This is a genomic window from Exiguobacterium sp. s21, assembly GCF_018617975.1.
Classification (GTDB): Bacteria; Bacillota; Bacilli; order Exiguobacteriales; family Exiguobacteriaceae; genus Exiguobacterium; species Exiguobacterium mexicanum_A.
The window spans coordinates 62,743-79,156 of record NZ_JACSLF010000007.1 but is presented as its reverse complement, the minus strand read 5'-3'; the positions used below and the strand labels follow the sequence as shown (position 1 = coordinate 79,156).

25 protein-coding genes are annotated in these 16,414 nt (G+C 50.4%); 17 read left to right on the top strand and 8 right to left on the bottom strand.

The window, feature by feature from the left end; all coding sequences use genetic code 11:
- Window positions 1–58 precede the first annotated feature (58 nt).
- The 3 genes from KNP06_RS09780 to KNP06_RS09770 all read left to right on the top strand — a co-directional run bounded on the left by KNP06_RS09780 (window position 59) and on the right by KNP06_RS09770 (window position 2,881).
- Window positions 59–547: a GNAT family N-acetyltransferase gene (locus KNP06_RS09780; RefSeq protein ID WP_138859472.1), complete on the top strand. Its 489-nt coding sequence runs from the start codon at window positions 59–61 to the stop codon at window positions 545–547.
- A gap of 60 nt (window positions 548–607) precedes the next feature.
- Window positions 608–1,606: a Gfo/Idh/MocA family oxidoreductase gene (locus KNP06_RS09775; RefSeq protein WP_214711036.1), complete on the top strand. Its 999-nt coding sequence runs from the start codon at window positions 608–610 to the stop codon at window positions 1,604–1,606.
- Window positions 1,607–1,837: 231 nt separating this feature from the next.
- Window positions 1,838–2,881 (top strand): lipid II:glycine glycyltransferase FemX, encoded by a 1,044-nt coding sequence (locus KNP06_RS09770; RefSeq protein WP_214711037.1) that lies wholly within the window; start codon window positions 1,838–1,840, stop codon window positions 2,879–2,881.
- Between the two features lie 40 nt (window positions 2,882–2,921).
- Here the strand turns inward: KNP06_RS09770 and KNP06_RS09765 are convergent, their stop codons facing one another.
- On the bottom strand, window positions 2,922–3,956 hold the full coding sequence (locus KNP06_RS09765) for a PTS sugar transporter subunit IIC (protein ID WP_214788764.1): 1,035 nt from the start codon (window positions 3,954–3,956) through the stop codon (window positions 2,922–2,924).
- Between the two features lie 251 nt (window positions 3,957–4,207).
- On the opposite strand from KNP06_RS09765, the gene KNP06_RS09760 reads away from it, so the two are divergent.
- Together KNP06_RS09760 and KNP06_RS15420 are read left to right on the top strand one after the other, a co-directional pair.
- Window positions 4,208–6,871: a cation-transporting P-type ATPase gene (locus KNP06_RS09760; protein ID WP_214711039.1), complete on the top strand. Its 2,664-nt coding sequence runs from the start codon at window positions 4,208–4,210 to the stop codon at window positions 6,869–6,871.
- A 56-nt stretch (window positions 6,872–6,927) separates the two neighbouring features.
- Window positions 6,928–7,062 carry a hypothetical protein gene (locus KNP06_RS15420; RefSeq protein WP_034777478.1) on the top strand — a complete coding sequence of 45 codons (135 nt, stop codon included), beginning with the start codon at window positions 6,928–6,930 and terminating at the stop codon, window positions 7,060–7,062.
- 69 nt (window positions 7,063–7,131) lie between these two features.
- On the opposite strand, the gene KNP06_RS09755 is transcribed toward KNP06_RS15420, so the two are convergent.
- The 3 genes from KNP06_RS09755 to KNP06_RS09745 form a co-directional block, all read right to left on the bottom strand.
- Window positions 7,132–7,404, bottom strand: a complete 273-nt coding sequence (locus KNP06_RS09755; protein WP_251129650.1) for a hypothetical protein — start codon at window positions 7,402–7,404, stop codon at window positions 7,132–7,134.
- A gap of 134 nt (window positions 7,405–7,538) precedes the next feature.
- Entirely contained in the window at window positions 7,539–8,156 is a 618-nt protein-coding gene (locus tag KNP06_RS09750) for a hypothetical protein (protein ID WP_214711040.1), read from the bottom strand.
- A gap of 87 nt (window positions 8,157–8,243) precedes the next feature.
- Window positions 8,244–8,600, bottom strand: coding sequence for a PilZ domain-containing protein (locus KNP06_RS09745; RefSeq protein WP_034777480.1), 357 nt, complete (start codon window positions 8,598–8,600; stop codon window positions 8,244–8,246).
- A gap of 146 nt (window positions 8,601–8,746) precedes the next feature.
- On the opposite strand from KNP06_RS09745, the gene KNP06_RS09740 reads away from it, so the two are divergent.
- On the top strand, window positions 8,747–8,995 hold the full coding sequence (locus KNP06_RS09740) for a hypothetical protein (RefSeq protein ID WP_034777481.1): 249 nt from the start codon (window positions 8,747–8,749) through the stop codon (window positions 8,993–8,995).
- Window positions 8,996–9,026: 31 nt separating this feature from the next.
- Here KNP06_RS09740 and KNP06_RS09735 read toward each other — a convergent pair whose 3' ends face one another.
- From KNP06_RS09735 to KNP06_RS09725, 3 genes are all read right to left on the bottom strand, one after another.
- Window positions 9,027–9,722, bottom strand: a complete 696-nt coding sequence (locus tag KNP06_RS09735; protein WP_034777482.1) for a queuosine precursor transporter — start codon at window positions 9,720–9,722, stop codon at window positions 9,027–9,029.
- Between the two features lie 148 nt (window positions 9,723–9,870).
- The gene (locus tag KNP06_RS09730) at window positions 9,871–10,431 is read right to left on the bottom strand and encodes a hypothetical protein (protein WP_214711041.1); all 561 of its coding nucleotides are present in this window, start codon (window positions 10,429–10,431) and stop codon (window positions 9,871–9,873) included.
- A gap of 333 nt (window positions 10,432–10,764) precedes the next feature.
- The gene (locus KNP06_RS09725) at window positions 10,765–11,535 is read right to left on the bottom strand and encodes a hypothetical protein (protein WP_214788761.1); all 771 of its coding nucleotides are present in this window, start codon (window positions 11,533–11,535) and stop codon (window positions 10,765–10,767) included.
- A gap of 219 nt (window positions 11,536–11,754) precedes the next feature.
- Here KNP06_RS09725 and KNP06_RS09720 point away from each other — a divergent pair, with 219 nt between their 5' ends.
- Window positions 11,755–11,919: a hypothetical protein gene (locus KNP06_RS09720; protein ID WP_214788759.1), complete on the top strand. Its 165-nt coding sequence runs from the start codon at window positions 11,755–11,757 to the stop codon at window positions 11,917–11,919.
- Window positions 11,920–11,929: 10 nt separating this feature from the next.
- Here KNP06_RS09720 and KNP06_RS09715 read toward each other — a convergent pair whose 3' ends face one another.
- Complete coding sequence (locus KNP06_RS09715; protein WP_214788756.1) at window positions 11,930–12,343, bottom strand: helix-turn-helix domain-containing protein; 414 nt, start codon at window positions 12,341–12,343, stop codon at window positions 11,930–11,932.
- Window positions 12,344–12,491: 148 nt separating this feature from the next.
- Here KNP06_RS09715 and KNP06_RS09710 point away from each other — a divergent pair, with 148 nt between their 5' ends.
- The 10 genes from KNP06_RS09710 (at window position 12,492) to KNP06_RS09665 (ending at window position 16,406) form a co-directional block, all read left to right on the top strand.
- Window positions 12,492–12,704 carry a helix-turn-helix domain-containing protein gene (locus KNP06_RS09710; RefSeq protein ID WP_214788753.1) on the top strand — a complete coding sequence of 71 codons (213 nt, stop codon included), beginning with the start codon at window positions 12,492–12,494 and terminating at the stop codon, window positions 12,702–12,704.
- Window positions 12,705–12,781: 77 nt separating this feature from the next.
- Entirely contained in the window at window positions 12,782–13,567 is a 786-nt protein-coding gene (locus KNP06_RS09705; RefSeq protein ID WP_251131569.1) for an ORF6C domain-containing protein, read from the top strand.
- 21 nt (window positions 13,568–13,588) lie between these two features.
- Window positions 13,589–13,810 (top strand): hypothetical protein, encoded by a 222-nt coding sequence (locus KNP06_RS09700; protein WP_214788750.1) that lies wholly within the window; start codon window positions 13,589–13,591, stop codon window positions 13,808–13,810.
- A 13-nt stretch (window positions 13,811–13,823) separates the two neighbouring features.
- Window positions 13,824–14,066: a helix-turn-helix domain-containing protein gene (locus KNP06_RS09695; protein WP_214788747.1), complete on the top strand. Its 243-nt coding sequence runs from the start codon at window positions 13,824–13,826 to the stop codon at window positions 14,064–14,066.
- A gap of 89 nt (window positions 14,067–14,155) precedes the next feature.
- The gene (locus KNP06_RS09690; RefSeq protein WP_214788744.1) at window positions 14,156–14,338 is read left to right on the top strand and encodes a hypothetical protein; all 183 of its coding nucleotides are present in this window, start codon (window positions 14,156–14,158) and stop codon (window positions 14,336–14,338) included.
- Window positions 14,335–14,544 carry a hypothetical protein gene (locus KNP06_RS09685; RefSeq protein WP_214788741.1) on the top strand — a complete coding sequence of 70 codons (210 nt, stop codon included), beginning with the start codon at window positions 14,335–14,337 and terminating at the stop codon, window positions 14,542–14,544. The genes KNP06_RS09690 and KNP06_RS09685 overlap by 4 nt, the downstream gene beginning before the upstream one ends.
- A complete protein-coding gene (locus KNP06_RS09680) occupies window positions 14,544–14,696 on the top strand; it encodes a hypothetical protein (protein WP_214788738.1) in 153 nt (50 codons plus the stop codon). The genes KNP06_RS09685 and KNP06_RS09680 overlap by 1 nt, the downstream gene beginning before the upstream one ends.
- A complete protein-coding gene (locus tag KNP06_RS09675; protein ID WP_214788735.1) occupies window positions 14,693–14,986 on the top strand; it encodes a hypothetical protein in 294 nt (97 codons plus the stop codon). The genes KNP06_RS09680 and KNP06_RS09675 overlap by 4 nt, the downstream gene beginning before the upstream one ends.
- Window positions 14,983–15,441, top strand: coding sequence for a hypothetical protein (locus KNP06_RS09670; protein WP_214788733.1), 459 nt, complete (start codon window positions 14,983–14,985; stop codon window positions 15,439–15,441). Before KNP06_RS09675 ends, KNP06_RS09670 begins: the two co-directional genes overlap by 4 nt.
- A complete protein-coding gene (locus KNP06_RS09665) occupies window positions 15,438–16,406 on the top strand; it encodes a YqaJ viral recombinase family nuclease (RefSeq protein WP_214788729.1) in 969 nt (322 codons plus the stop codon). Before KNP06_RS09670 ends, KNP06_RS09665 begins: the two co-directional genes overlap by 4 nt.
- The last annotated feature ends 8 nt before the right edge of the window (window positions 16,407–16,414 follow it).

Sequence of the window (16,414 nt, the reverse complement as noted above, 5' to 3'; positions counted from 1 at the left end):
GAGTCGAAACGGTCCGTTATATTTGTATTTCAAATACTGTAATACAAAGGAGGACGTTATGATTCGACTCGCGACGAAACGCGATGCCAAACACATCGCGGACCTTATCGAACAACGAGCCGTAGCGCTAAAACAACAAGGTAGCGATCAATGGGCGGAATATTTGGAGCAAGACCTCATAGATCGGGTGCAGACAGACATCACCTCGGGATATGTATATGTGTACGAGCAAGATGGATCGGTATTGGCCTCGATCGCCTTACTTCCGGCAGATGACTGGGACCATAGCTTATGGGAAGATGGCGAGCGCGGTCAATACATCCATCGAATCGTTGTCAGTGAACGGCTGAAGGGGCGGGGCGTCGGTCAACAACTGATGGAGCACGTCTTACGTGAAGCCGACACACAGGAGCCGGTCCGGCTTGATTGTGTGGCTGATAATGATTTCTTGAACAGTTATTATCCACGGTTTGGCTTCGTCTTCGTGGACTCACGGGACGGGTATAACACGTTTGAATACAGCATGGATGAGAGTGTCAGTGCATAAGGGGTCGATTGACTCCTTTTTTTGATATACTGAGAGGCGAATGGATAGGAGGAGAACGGTATGATTCAAACGATTCTTGTCGGCTTCGGTTTTTCCGCGACGACATTTCATTTACCATTTTTACAGGAGCTGGATGACTTCCAGGTCGCCGGTGTCGTCTCATCAAGACCTGAGGACGTACAAGCCGTACTTGGCGATGTCGCGGTATATGCAACGCTAGACGAGGCTCTCGCGACTGAGGCGACCTTGTTCATCGTCACGACGCCGTCCCATTTACATAAGGACATGGTGGAACGTTGTTTACAGGAAGGGAAGGATGTTCTCGTCGAGAAGCCTGCGTTCTTGACGACAGAGGAAGGAGAGGCGTTGATTGCACGCGAACAGGCCAGTGCCGGAATCGTCAACGTCTTCCATAATCGAAGGACGGACGGAGACTTCTTGACGGTCAAACGACTGCTCGAGGAAAAACGACTCGGCGATTGGAAAGTGATCGAGTCACGGTTCGACCGGTTCCGTCCGGTCGTCCGGGATCGGTGGCGCGAGAATGCGGGGCCGGGAGCAGGGATATTGTTTGACCTCGGTAGCCATTTGATCGATCAAGCGCTCGTCTTGTTCGGTGCACCCGACAAAGTGTCGGCAGATGTTATGATTCAACGTAAAGGAGGTCAGTCTGACGACGGCTTCCATCTGACCCTGTATTATGGAGAAAAACGGGTATATCTGCGTTCGAACCCGTTCATCGCCATCGAGGCGCCGCGGTTCGAAGTGCACGGGACGGAAGGCAGTTTCTTGAAGTTTGGACTCGATCCGCAAGAGGCGTGTCTCCGGAACGGGGAAGTGCGATGTCCCGACCGTGAGAGTGGAACGGTCGTCACAGATGTTGAATCGACAATCGACATCGAAGCAGGTGAGTATTTGTCCTTCTACCGGGCGCTGGCGGATAGTTATATGACACGTCATCCGCTCGTGCCGCTTCGGGAAGCGCTCTTGACGACGAGAGTCATCGAAACGGCTCGTGAAGCATCACGGCTTCAACGTGTCCTCGACTTCAAGTCATAATCATGAAGGACGACCTGACGCCATTGGCGAGGTCGTCCTTTTTAAAATCTCAAAGAAATCGCTATGATTTTATTGTGAATGAACAAGCTCGCTTCATGTTTGTTAACAACAAAAAGCTATTCCCCTCCTTCAAATAGTCAGCTTTGAATGGGAACAGGACATAGGAAACGACTCCAGACTGTCCTGTCACACTTTAAACAATGACGACTTAAAGGAAGAGGGGAACGGATGATGTTCAATCAGATTGTGAAAAATCGATGGGAGTGGGAGAACTGGTTGCGGGAGGTCAGTTGTGATTCGTACGATCATTACGATTATGTATTGGCCAACTGTGAACCGGGCGAGCAGCCTGAGTTGTATATTGCGGCCAAAGAGGACGGCATCTTGTTGTATCCATACATCCGTCGTCCAATTGCACATCGTCATGATGACCTCGTTACGGCGTATGGTTATGGCGGCCCGTTCCGTGAAGGCAACTTTTCGAACAAGGACGTCGCAGAGGCTAGACGTCTCTTTTTAAAACGTCCTGAGAATCAAGCCACGGTTACTGAGACGATTCGATATCATCCTTGCCGCTTCGACCAGGATTTGATGTGTGCCTTCGGCCAAGCCGTCCCGATTCGTCAAACGGTGCACGTCCGGCTCGATGACCCGTTCGACCAACTCGAGCAACGCTTCAGTAAAATGACGAAACGAAACGTGAAGCGGGCTATCCGTGAACAAGTGACGGCGGTACAAGGGCAGACCCATGAACTATGTGAATTCATCCGGCTTTATCGGGCGACGATGGACCGTCGAGCAGCGAACGAGGCGTACTATTTCTCGGACCGATACTTCGAGGACCTGTGGAACAGCGATACATGCGAAACGGAGCTGTTATTCGCTGTCCATGAGGGCGTCATCGTGGCAGGCGTGTTCATGTTGTTCGGGGACGATGGGGCGCATTATCATCTCGGAGGCTCGGACGCGAACTACTTGGCGCTGCGACCGAACCATTTCTTGTTCCGCGAGATGATCCGCCACGCGGCCGAGAAAGAGAAAGCATACGTACATCTCGGTGGCGGAGCGACCGGGGAAGATGCGCTCTATGACTTCAAGCAGAGCTTCTCAGGGGATGAGCCGCTCACATACTATATCGGACAGTCCGTGCTCGATGAGGCGGTTTACCACCGGTTGAATCAAGACCATTTGCTCCGCTACGGACCATCTGATTTCTTTCCACTCTATCGGACACCGGTCGAAGAGACGGTCGCCGAGGTGCAAGCAGAACGATAACAAAAGGTTCTCACTCGAGATGGAGTGAGAACCTTTTGTATCAAGCGGCCTCTTCGTCGGGAGCGGCCATTTTTTCGGTTTGGCGAGTGATAGGGAAATTACTGAACAGTTTACTGCCGACGAGTCCGGCCATGATGCCGACGCCGAACAAGATGAGCGCCGTCACGGTCACGGTCTGCCAATCATTGAAGCCGTACATGACGAGCAATCCCGGAATCCCGGCAGCAGAACCTGGCGCGTCGTTCACCATGCCGGTCATCGCGACGATGAGTCCGGCGATGGCGCCACCGACGAAGTTGACGCTGTAGATTGGGATCGGGTTCGCCGAGATGAGATCGGCTTGCGTGAGCGGTTCAATCGCGACCGATAGTTGATCTTTCTTCGTCCCGATGTTCAAACGCTTGAACAGCAAGAAGTTCATCGAGATCGACGCTGTCAACGCGAGGGCGGCGATGGCCATCGGCACACCTGTCAAACCGAGCATGGCGGTGAGTGCCATCGAGCTGAGTGGCGACGTCGAGACGACTGTGACAATCCCACCAAGGACAAGTCCCATCACGACGGGGTTTTGCGTCGCGGCAAGTTCGATGACCGCACCGATTTGCGACAATGTGTTCGAGACGAGCGGATCGACTCCTGTCGCCACGAGGCGAGCGAGGGGAGCCATGACGATCACGTAGAAAATCATGTCGACACCGGCCGGTAAATGACGGTCTAGTTTACGACCGACAAGGGCAAGGATGTATCCAGCGAAAAAGCCAGGAAGAATGCCGAAGCCGGCGACCGATAGACCGAGCATGAGCGCGTAGACCGGATTGATCCCGAGTGCGATCGAAACGAGCGCGGCTGCGGCAGGGCCGGACAAAGAACCAGCCGCCTGTCCGACTTCCTCATATAAAGGGAGCGGGAGCAAACCGCCGATGGCGTAAGCGTTGAACGCCTCGACCAAGAAACTCGCGATGGCGGCGCCGGCCAAGGCGCCCATCGCTTTCATCCCAAACGGGGCTTTGTAACTGAATAACGTGAATAAGGCAAGAATCAACAGTAAAAGTGCGATCCCTTGAATAATGATCATACGGTGTACCTCTTTCTCTCTGTTCTATATTTCCTCTATAGTTAACCATCCGAACGGTTCTGTAAAGCCATTTCATCCATCTGACACGACTTTTTTTGATGGTAGCGTTTCCAACTGACGAATTGGAAAATTGTGAACGAATTCAGCTGTAAAATTAGCGAAAAAACAAGCTCATATGTGTCAGTCCGGCCCGGATTGGGAAGAGAAAGGGGAAAGACTTTCCATATAGGAATGACCAAGGAGGAGTAGAGATGCAGATGGAGACAAAAAACTGGCACGCACTCGAACCGGATGCGGTAAAGAGTTCGCTCGAGACGGACACATCTAGTGGTCTGTCGAAAGGGGAAGTGTCAAGTCGGCAGGAACAGTACGGGAAAAACGTGCTGCCCGAGAAAGAGAAGACACCTGAAATCATAAAATTTTTGCGTCAATTCAATGATATTCTGGTCTTCGTCTTGCTCGGTGCCGCTGTCGTCACCGGCTTTCTAGGGGAGTACATCGACACGATCGTCATCGTGCTCGTTGTGACGGTTATCGCCGTCGTCGGATATCTCCAAGAGAACAAGGCCGAGCAGGCGTTAGAAGGAATCAAAAAATTACTCGAGACGAAGGCGAGCGTCATCCGTGACGGCAAGCAAATCCAAGTCGACTCGAGCGACCTCGTCGTCGGAGACATCTTGGTCCTTGCCGCCGGTGATAAAGTGCCGGCTGACGCCCGTGTCATTCAAGCCGAGAAATTCAAAGTCGAGGAATCGGCGTTGACAGGTGAAGCGACGACGGTCGAGAAGAAAATTCAAGTCGTACCGGAAGACGCCGTCCTCGGTGATCGCAAGAACATGATTTATTCGGGTACGAGCGTGGCGACGGGAAGTGCGAAAGCAATCGTCACGTCCATCGGAGAAGGCACGGAGCTCGGCCAAATCAACGCCTCGATTGCTGAAGTCGAGACGGTGAAGACGCCGCTCATCCGCCAGACGACGAAGTTTGGTCAGACGGTATCCATCGCCATCCTCGTCATCTCGGTCGTCATTTACGCATTTGGTTACTTCGTCCGCGATTTCGACCCGATCGAGTTGATGCTGACGACGATTGGTCTTGCCGTCGCCGCCATTCCAGAAGGATTACCGGCCGTCATCTCGATCATCCTCGCGCTCGGTGTCCGGAACATGGCCGAGAAGAAAGCCATCGTCCGCAGCTTGCCGTCGGTCGAGACGCTCGGCGCCGTATCGGTCATCTGTACCGATAAGACCGGGACGTTGACGAAAAACGAGATGACCGTCAAACAAGTCGTCACGGCCAAACACGACATCGAAGTGTCAGGGAGTGGATACGCCCCGGACGGTGATTTAGAACTGAACGGTCAGCCGTTCGATTTAGATGATGATGAGTCGATGATCGACCTTCTCACGGTCGGGAAAACATGTAACGACGCCCAGCTGTATGAAGAGGGCGGCGAATGGGTCGTCAATGGTGACCCGACGGAAGCATGTTTGCTCACGCTCGCTGAAAAAGCGGAGCGGCCGATCGAACGTTTGGACGTCATCTCGAAGATTCCATTCGATTCGGAGTACAAATATATGGCGACGCTCGTCGACTATAAAGGAGAGCGGATGATCTTCATCAAAGGGGCACCGGACCGCCTGTTCGATATGGCGGAAGACACGGAGTTCGACCGTGCCTATTGGGATGAAAAACGAAAAGAAATTGCCGACCGCGGACAACGCGTGCTCGGGGGCGGTTTCAAACGCGTCGAAGCCTCGAAAGAGACGGTCGACCATGAAGACGTCGAGAACGGCATCACATTCCTCGGCCTCTACGGCATCGTCGATCCGCCACGTCAAGAAGCGATCGAAGCGGTCGCGGCTTGCCGTGACGCGGGGATCCGTATCAAGATGATCACCGGCGACCATAAAGACACGGCCGTCGCCATCGCCCGAGAACTCGGTATGGAAGTCGAGGGCGCCCTCGAAGGGAAAGAATTGACGAACATGTCCGACGAAGAAATCAAAGAGGCGTCGGTTCATAATGACGTCTTCGCCCGGACGAGCCCGAACGATAAACTTCGTCTCGTCAAAGGATTGCAACAGAACGGCTTAATCACGTCGATGACCGGAGATGGTGTCAATGACGCACCGGCCTTGAAACGGGCCGACATCGGGGTCGCGATGGGGATCAAAGGAACGGAAGTCGCGAAAGAGGCCTCGCAGATGGTCCTCGTCGATGACAACTTCAAGACGATCTACAACGCCGTCCGTGAAGGTCGTCGCGTCTATGACAACTTGAAGAAGACGATTTTGTTCTTGCTACCGACAAACGGGGGACAAGCACTCCTCGTCGCAATGAGTATCTTATTGGGCGCCGCGGCACCACTCAGTCCGGTCCAAATCCTTTGGGTCAACATGGTCGTCGCCATCACGCTCTCGCTCGCCATCGCCTTCGAGCCGCTCGAAGAGAGCACGATGAAACGGCCACCGCGTCCCGCGAACGTGCCGTTGCTGAGTCGCTACTACGTCTTCCGCATCACGTTCGTCTCGATTTTAATCGGGGGCGGTAGTCTAGTCATCAACTATATGCTCGGCGATTTCGATTACTCGACCGATAAGTTGCAGACGATCACGCTCAATACGATTGTCATGGCGCAACTGTTCCACTTGTTCAACTGTCGGACCGAGCTCGCGCCGGCGTTCAACCGTCACTTCTTTGACAACAAGATCGCCTTCCTCGTGTCGGCACTCTTGATCGGGCTCCAGCTGTTCATTACGTACGTCCCGTTCATGCACACGCTGTTCGGTACGGCACCACTTGAACTGCAAGACTGGATTTATCCGGTCGCGTTCGGTCTCATCGTCTTTGTCATCGTCGAAATCGAGAAAGCCATCTCGCGTCGTGTGATCGGCAACAAAGACATACACTGATGTTTTGCACACTGCCTAATGTGGAATTAGTCCATTATGCAGAGGAGGGATGCTCAATGAAACGTGATGAATCACAACCAGGGGTTCACCCGGACCCAGTACCGGATGAGGAATCAAACCCGGCTACAAAACCGGCTCCGACGCAACATCCGGACCCGGCACCTGAAGAAGACGACAAAGAATCAAAATAAGGAGACTTCAATGAGGGAGTATCCACAAAAAAGGCTTTCCGGCAAAAATCGGAAAGCCTTTTTATGGCATTATTTTTTCGGTGCCGGGCTCCGAAACTCATTCATTTTGTCGAACTCTTTTTCATTGAAGTATTCGACGACGACGAAATCTCCGACTGGGCACTCCCAACGGTCTTTCGCGACCTGACATTCTTTGAGTGTCACTTTCTGGTCATACATGTCGAGCTCGAGCGTGTCTTTCAAAAATTGATCGGCCTGTTTGTCATTGATCTTGAAATATTCGCTCAAGATGATCTCTTCGGCTTTATCGTTCGTATGCGTCATCACTTTAAAAAATCTCATATGTGTACCTTCTTTCGTCTGTAAGCTGAATTCTCAGTATATAGGAGCTGGCCCGATTTGGGAACCGTCATCCCATTTTCGATAAAATGCCCCTAACGCGAATGCGAAAGGGGCTCGGTTCATTTCATTTTTTGTCAGCTTGGCGGTGCCTCGTTGAACGGTTGTTTATGGCGAATGATCAGCCAGAACAACAAACCGAACAAGGGAATGTAAGGTAGCGGCCACAAGCTCATCTTATAACGTTTGGCATCCCGGTTCATCAACGTGATTTGGATGAAGGCGAGCAAGAAGAAATCGACCGTCATCGTCCGGACGAACTGGTTCTGTTCGACATATGACCAATACTCGGCCACGTTCCCGGTCGTCGACGCGGCGATGAACAAGCCGATCGTGACGAGCAAGAGCAACACCCCGAGCAATCGTGTCGGGAGCGGTTTGATCGGTGTCGGATAAGGCGACTGCCGCGCGAACGCCAAATACGGGGCGATGATGAAGCCGCCGACGACGAAACCGGTCGCTGCCGGTAAGAGCGGGTTCGGGCGCAACTGGTTCACCTCGGACCAAAGAAGCGGGAACAAGGCGAGAGGATAAACGCCTAGGATGCTGAAAAGGGAAAGCGAATACCCTTCATAGGCGTCCGTATTATACGTGATGAAATCGAGCAAAAACCGGCTCGAGAACGGTTCGTTCGGGCCGAGGAGCGCGATGGCGATCGCAGCGGCCCACGGAATGAGTAAAAACTTTCTAGTCATGCCCTACACCTCGAGTCTGTCTCTGTTTCTTTTAGTATACCCCGGAATCAAGCGAACAAAAAATGAGAAGTGTCAATCGACACGTTCTCATTGGTTTTCGCGCGCATACGCTTTAATCATCGTCACGAGTTGCTGGGTCTCGTCAGAGTTCGAATCGAGTCGAATCCCGTAATCATACAGGCTCCCCATTTGTCCACGGTGCCGTACGTGACCCGTCAGGTCGAGCGGTTGAATCAACGGGACGAGGTCGAGTTTGACTTGGACTTTCAATCCTTCAGAAAGTGGAAATAAGTAATCGCACCGCATCTTCAGACCGTGGGCGCTGATATTGAGCAGTTGTGCTTCCCCGTCATGAAGTTCTTTGTCTTCCCAGATGAGGCGATATGGGATGAAGCGGGGGTTCGGTAAAATATAACGAAACGTTTCTTGTCGTCGATAGCGCATCGGTTCACCTCATTTCTCTACCTTGATTATCGGCTATTTTTGGCGAATCGTGAAGCGTTGAATGCACCAAAATTTAGGAAGCGCGGTTTACAGAAATGCAATCGCTTTCTATAATGAGAAGACAGAGTGGATAGAGGAGGGATCGTATGAACGTCAAGGACTTACTCCGACGCTATTCGATCGACGAACCAATCATCTACGCGAAAAATCTACACGGGCAGTGGGTCAAGTTGGAGCAACTGCCGCCCTACACCATACTAGAGGTCGAGGCAACGGACGAGGCCATCGAGGCGCTCGCCATCGACGCGTACGTGGCGCTCACCGTTTGTCGGGAGAAATCGTCGCTTGAAGATGCACGCCCTTATGCGGTGCGGCTTCATATCAAGGGAAAGTAAAAACCGCGAGCCGATCGGCTCGCGGTTTTGTTTAGGCTGCTTTTTCTGTCTCGTCTTCCTGTGGGACGGTCCGTTTTGCGTAATACATGAACGGCGTCGCCATCCAAGCGATGATGAACTTGGCGACGTATGTCGTGATGAAGATATTCCACCAGATGTCCCATTCCATGCCCCAGAAGGCAATCGTACAGAACGTGAGCGTGTCGATGAACTGTGAGACGACGGTCGAACCGGTCGTCCGGAGCCACAGTTTCTTCTCACCGGTCTTGGCACGAATCTTCGAATAGATGAAGACGTCGAACAGCTGTGAGACGAGGTACGCCGCGAGACTACCGAGCGTGATGAGCGGTAGCATCGAGAACAGCGCCTCGAAACTCTCATGCATGAACAGCGCCTCTTCGAACGGCTCATAGAGCAATGCGAATTGCATGAGCACCGTCGAGACGATCAAGATGAAGAAGCCGAGCCAGACGCCTTTACGGGCGGTGTGACGACCATATTTTTCATTCAAGATGTCAGTCGCTAAATAAAGGGAACCGTAGACGATATTCCCGAGAGTAAAGATGAAACCACCGATTACAATCTGCTGCGTCACTTGGATGTTGGCGACGACCGAGGCCATCGCGATCCAGGCGAACAGTCCGACACGTCCGAACAGCTTATAACTGAGGACGAGCAGACCGAGCGTGAGCAAGGCAGAAGGAATCCATAACCATTCATTGAGCATGGGGATCGTACTCCTTCCAAATCATTCATTCTGTCAACTTTACAAGTTTATAGAGGAACGGAAACCGTGTCAAGACAGTTTCCATGACTAGACGGAAAAAGCTCTCACCCGGGGTTGGATGAGAGCGATATATCTAGTTGATATGCTGTCATACACCACTTAGGTTAATGGCGATGCCTTTCATCATCGATGACAGATGATTCAATTTGGTACGGGCATGTTCCCAAGATTCCCAATCGTCACCTTCTATAAATCGTGTCAACGTCTCACTAATGTAAGTGAGTTCGTTCAATACAGAGGTCAACCCCTCGCGGTCGATGCCTGAGGCGTCAGATGACAACAAGTGGTCAAGTGCCGGGAGAATCTCATCAATGTCGGCACGGACGGATTCGAGTTCTTCCAGGTTACTGTCGATTTGCGTAGAGATTTCGTCGAGCGGACGGTCTTCACAAGACATCCCACAGGGGAAAATTGCCTGCTCTGATTCGCGCAACGCGCCGAGCGTATCACTGCTCAGAGACTCAAGATACCCTAAAAAGATTGTGACTTCTTCTTCGGTCGGGACGGGCTCGGAGAAAGGTTGTGTCTCGGATACATCGATTACGACATTTTTAGTTTTCGGGGGTGAGTCAGACGTACGATCTGTCGTCTGTTCGGTACAGGCGGCCAATAAGGCGACGGCAGCAAGTAGAATGATGAAACGTTTCATATCGAGTCTCCTTTATATAAGTATTTATCCATCATACCATTTATTGGAATATAAGAATGGACGATCGACTATAAAAAAGCACTTTCTCAATAGTTTGAGAAAGTGCTTGTGTTGGTCCGTGTCACGGAATCCATTTGATGCCTCCGACGAGAATCGAACTCGTGCTGCAGCATTACCATTTCTATTTTGGTTTTTCGTGGGAATGAGAACGCTTGAGAATTCGCGCCGTTATGCGGGTTGATGGTCTTGAATTTGTAAGAAAGTTGTTGGAAAAACTGTGAATTCGCCTGTGCATGGGCGGTAAGTGTGCACGTTACTGTGCACGAAATTAGATCAAAAATAAACGTTGTAGACGTCAGTCTTGGGATCATTCGCCCATTTCATATTGTATTGAAGTTCTGTTTCGATTTTAGTATAAATTGCTCCGTTAATTGCATAACCTGTTGCGTTGTTATAAAATTTCGCCGCATCCCCATATACCATGTCTGTAAAGTTTTTGAAATTCAGTTGACTGGATTCAGATTCGAGATACAAAACCTTGATAAGTCCAGACTCACTCTCGTTCCCTTTATCATCAACAAGTGTACCAAATCGCTCAAATGCCGCATCCCCGAAATTTGGATTGGCATGTAGTATCTCCAGTATCTTTGTTGAGTCAGTTGCGAACTCTTTCACCATTGTATTCTCGCTCCATACTGCCTCCTCGCTATCGTAACTGATAACGGCCAAGTCTCCCTCAAGCCGAACTGAATCGACCGACTGGTCAAGTTGTTTAAGGGCCGCTTCTAATTCAGAAACGTTTGCCGCGGTTCGAGCCAATTCTGAATAATTTACTTCTTCGATCTGTTTTTCTTTTGATTGGTCATTTTGAGCAACCACTTCTTCTTTCGGATCAGCTTCATCGTTCCCTAACGCAAGAGTTGCGAGGAATACCAAACCCGCGACCCCCATTATTTGACCGGTGATGCGTTTCATCTTTAGCATACGCGGAGCACTTTCAACGCCTCTGTCTTCGTCTTTCGATACTTCCCTACGTGCGGCCATGTGAAAAATGAAAACAAACACAAAAATAATCATTGCCGTTTGTCCTAGAAAAGCCAACATAAAATCACCTCTTTCAATTATTCGATTCAATTGTATCACTACAACTATATATACCCATATATGGTAGATTAAGTTTCGTATCGAATGTTCGACACTCAATTTTCACTTGTCGAAACAATAATCTTGTTGATATTGGGAATATAGTTGAAAATTTGTTGGGTATGAATCATACTAAAGACACACAAATAAGAACGTGCGTTCGTATTCGGAGGGATTTCTTTGCAGGATATCAAGATGCCAGATAAGATTGCAGTCGTGTCCGGGAAGGCCGTCAAGGAAGTCATCGGTTGGTTCTGGGATGATCAACAACAAGTTATGTATATCTACACCCAAGAAGAAATCACCCATAGAGTTACCAAAAAAGAGCCAACCACTTCGGTGTAAGGCTCTTTCATCATTTGTTCTCTTTTTTTGATTCCTTCTCGAGCTGATTGAGTAGATACTGGTCGCGCGCAAATTTTAGTAATGCCTCAAATCTCTCTTGGGAAAGTTCATCTAACTTATCTGGAGCGAACATGTCTCCTCCTATTAAATGATATTTTTTTAATTGATCAATATATTCGGCGTGTGTAATGAACGGGTCTTCGACCCTCCCCATATAATAGTCTGCCGTCCCGCCTAATAGTTCGAGAATAGCAGCAAACATTTCAGAATCTACAGTTTTTTTGTTGTTTTCAATACGAGAGAGTGTACTTTTGTTCGTCCCTAATTTTTCAGCACAAGCATCTAAACTCATGTGCTTCCTTACTCGCATCGCTTTTAAGCGGTCCCCACGAAAGCCCTTGTTCATAACCATGACCAACTCCATCTTAGTATTCTCCCTTCTATCATATACTTTTTTCCGAATTAGAAAAATATATTCTCTAAAATAGAAAATTAGTGTTGACTTTCTCTATTATAGCAACTATTATGAAGATACAAAGGGTTGCTAAAACAGCAACAAGGAGGTGACTCACATGATTCAATACGCCGAACCGACAGTAGACTTGAACAAGGTCAAGCAGATCCGCAGACAAAAGCGAATTACACTGGATGTAGCGGCCAAATACTTGGGATTCCGTACAGCTTCGCCATTGTCTAAACGTGAAAATGGTCTTCATAAATTCCGGGGAGACGAGTTATTTAAACTAGCTGCACTCTACGAGTGCGAGGTCACGGATTTCCTATGAACCAGGGTTGCTAAAACAGCAACATCCTACTATTAATTACCCGATTTTGAAGTAAATCATACAAGGAGTGATACGCAATGAACGAATTCAAAACACCAACGTTTCAAATTATGGAAGTGGCGAGCCGGACTAAAGAACTTCGCGTGATTCATACAGAAGAGGTGCTCGGGCGCGAAATTGATATTTACGGTAGTGAAGAGCAACCATTGTTCCTTGCAAAGGACGTGGCCGAATGGATTGAACATACGGCGGTTCACATGATGATTAAAACTGTCGACGAAGACGAAAAGGTTCGAAGCAATGTTTCGACCCCTGGTGGTTCGCAAGAAGTTTGGTTTTTAACCGAGGACGGTCTATATGAGGTCTTCTTCCAGTCTAGAAAACCAATCGCTAAACAAATGAAGAAGGTGGTTAAACACATCCTTCGAGAAATTCGGGAGACAGGACGGTTTCAACTTCCACAAAAAGCAAATGACTCTCTTCCGCAATTGTTCCGAGGGGTGGCCGATCTAATTGAGAAAACTGGAGACATCGAACAAGATGTCAAGTTGTTAAAAAGTGAGATGAGATTGTCGTCTCGCGATGAGCGTTCGATGGCAAACTCAGCAAACAAGAGAGTTGTTGCCTCTTTAGGCGGGAAAGGTTCGCGAGCCTATCGGGATGCTTCGCTTCGCCAGACGGTATTCGCTCAATTTTGGCGGGAGTTCAAAAATTATTTTGGCATCGTGTTGAAAGGTGATCTCCCTCGCGTTCGACTCCAGGAAGCTAATGTTTTCATTCGCGAATGGACGCCGAGCACCGAGAATCGAATGGCTATCCATCAATTAAACGATCAAATCGAAATGGATTTCGAATCACTTTAAAACGAATCGGAGGTACGAGTCATGAAAACGGATGAACTTATGGGCCGCGACGAAATCGCTGTTCAAACTCACGGAGGACCTGTGGTTTTCGTCACTACGTTGAATACGGCACTGGGCGATGAAACGAAATTGACGTTACTAGATGTCAATGACGAGGCCGTCCTTTTGGATCAACAAGACATCGATCGACTTATCAAAGCGTTAACAGCCGCAAAATTGCTAAATGAGATTCATAGCGACTGAAAGGAGCCTACCTATGTTTGACACACAAGCGCTCTCGCTACTCGTCGAGGACGCCGTCGCCAAGGTGATGCAACAGTACGCCAAGCCGCATCGCGAGTATATGACCATCAACGAAGTGTGCGAGGAACTGCATATGAGCCGTTGGTCGGTCGACAAGCACCTTCGGACGAACGGGATGCCGCATATCAAGGTCGACGGCAAGGTACTCATCGAGCGGGCGGCGCTCTATAAATGGCTCGACCAACACGAAAAGTAAACAAAAAAACGCACGAGGTAAATTCCCCGCACGCTCTTGAACTAGACACCTTGAGTATACCACGGATCACCTCGGGATAGGAGAACGACATGCTCACCACACGCCAAACGGACATCATCATGACGTCGCTCGGGCTTGCCGCCTGTATCAGCTTCACCCTCACGATGCTCCTCAACCAAACGGAGTACTGGCTCGTCACATCCGTCGTCACACTCGTGCTCGTCGGCATCACGGCGACACTCGACTACACAAGCAGGGGGAATGACGCATGACCGCCGATAACGAACGCCTCATGGAGCGCGAGGAACAACTCGATTGCTTCCATCACCATATCAAGCAACTCCGCGTCGAGGCGAACGACGCCGTCGAGCAGTTGCACGGCAAGGACCTCGATTACAGCTACGAGCAGGGCGTGTTCAATACGCTACGCCAGCTGCAGGAACTGTTCGAGCAGACATTCCAGAAGGAAGAGTATTGATGAACCTGGACATTTGGGGACACGCTCGTAAATACGCTCATCTCGACACTGAAATGGACCGGTATAGCAAACATCGCCGTTTTCTAGAAAGCCGAAAATCATCTCGTAAGCAAGGCATGCGTCAAAAGAAGAAAGGTGGAAAACGCAAATGAACGCCTACGACAAAATCAACGAACTGAACGACATCGCCGCCGACTTAGATGACATCCGTGAACGCATCGTCAAACTCGGTAGCCTCAACGCCAACATCACAGGCCCGATTGGAGACGCCATCACGCAGATCGACCAAGCGGTCGAATGGCAGGAAGTCCTCGCACAAGACGAGCCGAAAAGTGAGGTCGAGCTTCGCTACGAACGACTCGCACAAGAATACGGTGCCCAGCGCGTCAAGCACGTCTGCTACGAGACGATGCTCAAAGAACAGGGAGGAACAGCGGTATGAACCTCGACCGATACGAAAAGATTGACGGTTGGCAAGCACTCGAACGATTGAAAGACGGAAAAGTAGTGTTTTCCTTCCACAATAACGAGTTTTCTGAGTTCGTTATAGCTGCTGGCGATTTATACAGCTCGCCAGTATCAACTCATGCACAACAAAGAACGCCAAGGTTAATGACAATCGACCGCATCTTGAGACGCGACTGGTACATCCCGAAACCCTTCGACGTCCGCCAAGCGATGCGCGACAAGCCGGACGAATGGGTTGGAGTATATGAAGATATTGACGGAAGACTTTACAAAGTCGGTTTTGATTCAAGAGCGTTCACGGCAGTTATCGCGACATACAAAGCTGACGTGAAAGTGGATTTAAGTTTAGGTGGCTGTTCTAAGGCAGATATCTATGTGATGGACAACTGCATCCCAATCGAAGACGTACCCAAGGAGGCGACACGATGAACCCTCAAATCAAAACGAACGCCATCCCAATCGCCGACACGAAAGACATGAGCCGAGAAGACTGGCTAGAGCTTCGTCGGAACGGAATCGGCGGCTCGGATATCGCGGGCATCCTCGGGTTGAACAAGTACAAATCCCCGATGGGCGTGTACCTCGATAAAGTTGGCGAGTCCCCACATGAAGACGAGACGAGCGAGGCCGCGTACTGGGGCAACATGCTCGAAGACGTGGTGGCTCAAGAGTTCGGTACACGAACCGGCCTAGCGGTCGGCAACGACACACGGATGCTCAGTCACCCTGATCATCCTTACCTCATCGCGAACCTTGACCGTATCGTCATCGGAAAACCCGAAATCATCGAATGTAAGACCTCATCCGCATATCGGGCCAAGGAATGGGAAGGCGAGCACGTCCCGATGGAATACCTCATCCAAGTGATGCATTACCTGGCCGTCACCGGCTATGAGCGGGCACACATCGCTGTCCTCATCGGTGGCCAACGCTTCATCCACAAGACGGTCGAGCGAGACGAAGAGCTCATCGAACTGATGATTGACGCCGCCTCTAACTTTTGGAACAACCATGTGCTCCCGAAAGTGCCACCGCCGTTCGATGGTTCGAACGCCTCGGTCACGCTGATCGGCGCCATGTTCCCACAGGCCGAGAACGAATCGGAGACGGAGTTGCCGGACGAGGCGGAAACGCTCATCGAGCAATATCACGAAGCCAGTGAGCGGATGGACGCCGCCAAGACGGACAAGCTCGACGCGGAGAACAAACTCAAGGCACTCATCGGTAACGCTGAAATCGGGCTCGGACGCAACCACATCGTCGAATGGAAGAATGTCAAGGGACGTGAGACGGTCGATGCCCGTCAACTGCTGATCGACCATCCCGACATCGTCGAGAAGTATCGCAAGGTCGGCAACCCGACACGTCGCTTTTCAATCAAGGAAGTCAAATAAGGAGGAAT

Excerpts from the sequence above, each read along its gene's own strand:
- KNP06_RS09780 (WP_138859472.1), top strand. The coding sequence starts at position 59 with ATGATTCGACTCGCGACGAAACGCGATGCCAAACACATCGCGGACCTT.
- KNP06_RS09775 (WP_214711036.1), top strand. The coding sequence starts at position 608 with ATGATTCAAACGATTCTTGTCGGCTTCGGTTTTTCCGCGACGACATTT.
- KNP06_RS09770 (WP_214711037.1), top strand. The coding sequence starts at position 1,838 with ATGTTCAATCAGATTGTGAAAAATCGATGGGAGTGGGAGAACTGGTTG.
- KNP06_RS09765 (WP_214788764.1), bottom strand. The coding sequence starts at position 3,956 with ATGATCATTATTCAAGGGATCGCACTTTTACTGTTGATTCTTGCCTTA.
- KNP06_RS09760 (WP_214711039.1), top strand. The coding sequence starts at position 4,208 with ATGCAGATGGAGACAAAAAACTGGCACGCACTCGAACCGGATGCGGTA.
- KNP06_RS15420 (WP_034777478.1), top strand. The coding sequence starts at position 6,928 with ATGAAACGTGATGAATCACAACCAGGGGTTCACCCGGACCCAGTACCG.
- KNP06_RS09755 (WP_251129650.1), bottom strand. The coding sequence starts at position 7,404 with ATGAGATTTTTTAAAGTGATGACGCATACGAACGATAAAGCCGAAGAG.
- KNP06_RS09750 (WP_214711040.1), bottom strand. The coding sequence starts at position 8,156 with ATGACTAGAAAGTTTTTACTCATTCCGTGGGCCGCTGCGATCGCCATC.
- KNP06_RS09745 (WP_034777480.1), bottom strand. The coding sequence starts at position 8,600 with ATGCGCTATCGACGACAAGAAACGTTTCGTTATATTTTACCGAACCCC.
- KNP06_RS09740 (WP_034777481.1), top strand. The coding sequence starts at position 8,747 with ATGAACGTCAAGGACTTACTCCGACGCTATTCGATCGACGAACCAATC.
- KNP06_RS09735 (WP_034777482.1), bottom strand. The coding sequence starts at position 9,722 with ATGCTCAATGAATGGTTATGGATTCCTTCTGCCTTGCTCACGCTCGGT.
- KNP06_RS09730 (WP_214711041.1), bottom strand. The coding sequence starts at position 10,431 with ATGAAACGTTTCATCATTCTACTTGCTGCCGTCGCCTTATTGGCCGCC.
- KNP06_RS09725 (WP_214788761.1), bottom strand. The coding sequence starts at position 11,535 with ATGTTGGCTTTTCTAGGACAAACGGCAATGATTATTTTTGTGTTTGTT.
- KNP06_RS09715 (WP_214788756.1), bottom strand. The coding sequence starts at position 12,343 with ATGGAGTTGGTCATGGTTATGAACAAGGGCTTTCGTGGGGACCGCTTA.
- KNP06_RS09710 (WP_214788753.1), top strand. The coding sequence starts at position 12,492 with ATGATTCAATACGCCGAACCGACAGTAGACTTGAACAAGGTCAAGCAG.
- KNP06_RS09705 (WP_251131569.1), top strand. The coding sequence starts at position 12,782 with ATGAACGAATTCAAAACACCAACGTTTCAAATTATGGAAGTGGCGAGC.
- KNP06_RS09700 (WP_214788750.1), top strand. The coding sequence starts at position 13,589 with ATGAAAACGGATGAACTTATGGGCCGCGACGAAATCGCTGTTCAAACT.
- KNP06_RS09695 (WP_214788747.1), top strand. The coding sequence starts at position 13,824 with ATGTTTGACACACAAGCGCTCTCGCTACTCGTCGAGGACGCCGTCGCC.
- KNP06_RS09690 (WP_214788744.1), top strand. The coding sequence starts at position 14,156 with ATGCTCACCACACGCCAAACGGACATCATCATGACGTCGCTCGGGCTT.
- KNP06_RS09685 (WP_214788741.1), top strand. The coding sequence starts at position 14,335 with ATGACCGCCGATAACGAACGCCTCATGGAGCGCGAGGAACAACTCGAT.
- KNP06_RS09680 (WP_214788738.1), top strand. The coding sequence starts at position 14,544 with ATGAACCTGGACATTTGGGGACACGCTCGTAAATACGCTCATCTCGAC.
- KNP06_RS09675 (WP_214788735.1), top strand. The coding sequence starts at position 14,693 with ATGAACGCCTACGACAAAATCAACGAACTGAACGACATCGCCGCCGAC.
- KNP06_RS09670 (WP_214788733.1), top strand. The coding sequence starts at position 14,983 with ATGAACCTCGACCGATACGAAAAGATTGACGGTTGGCAAGCACTCGAA.
- KNP06_RS09665 (WP_214788729.1), top strand. The coding sequence starts at position 15,438 with ATGAACCCTCAAATCAAAACGAACGCCATCCCAATCGCCGACACGAAA.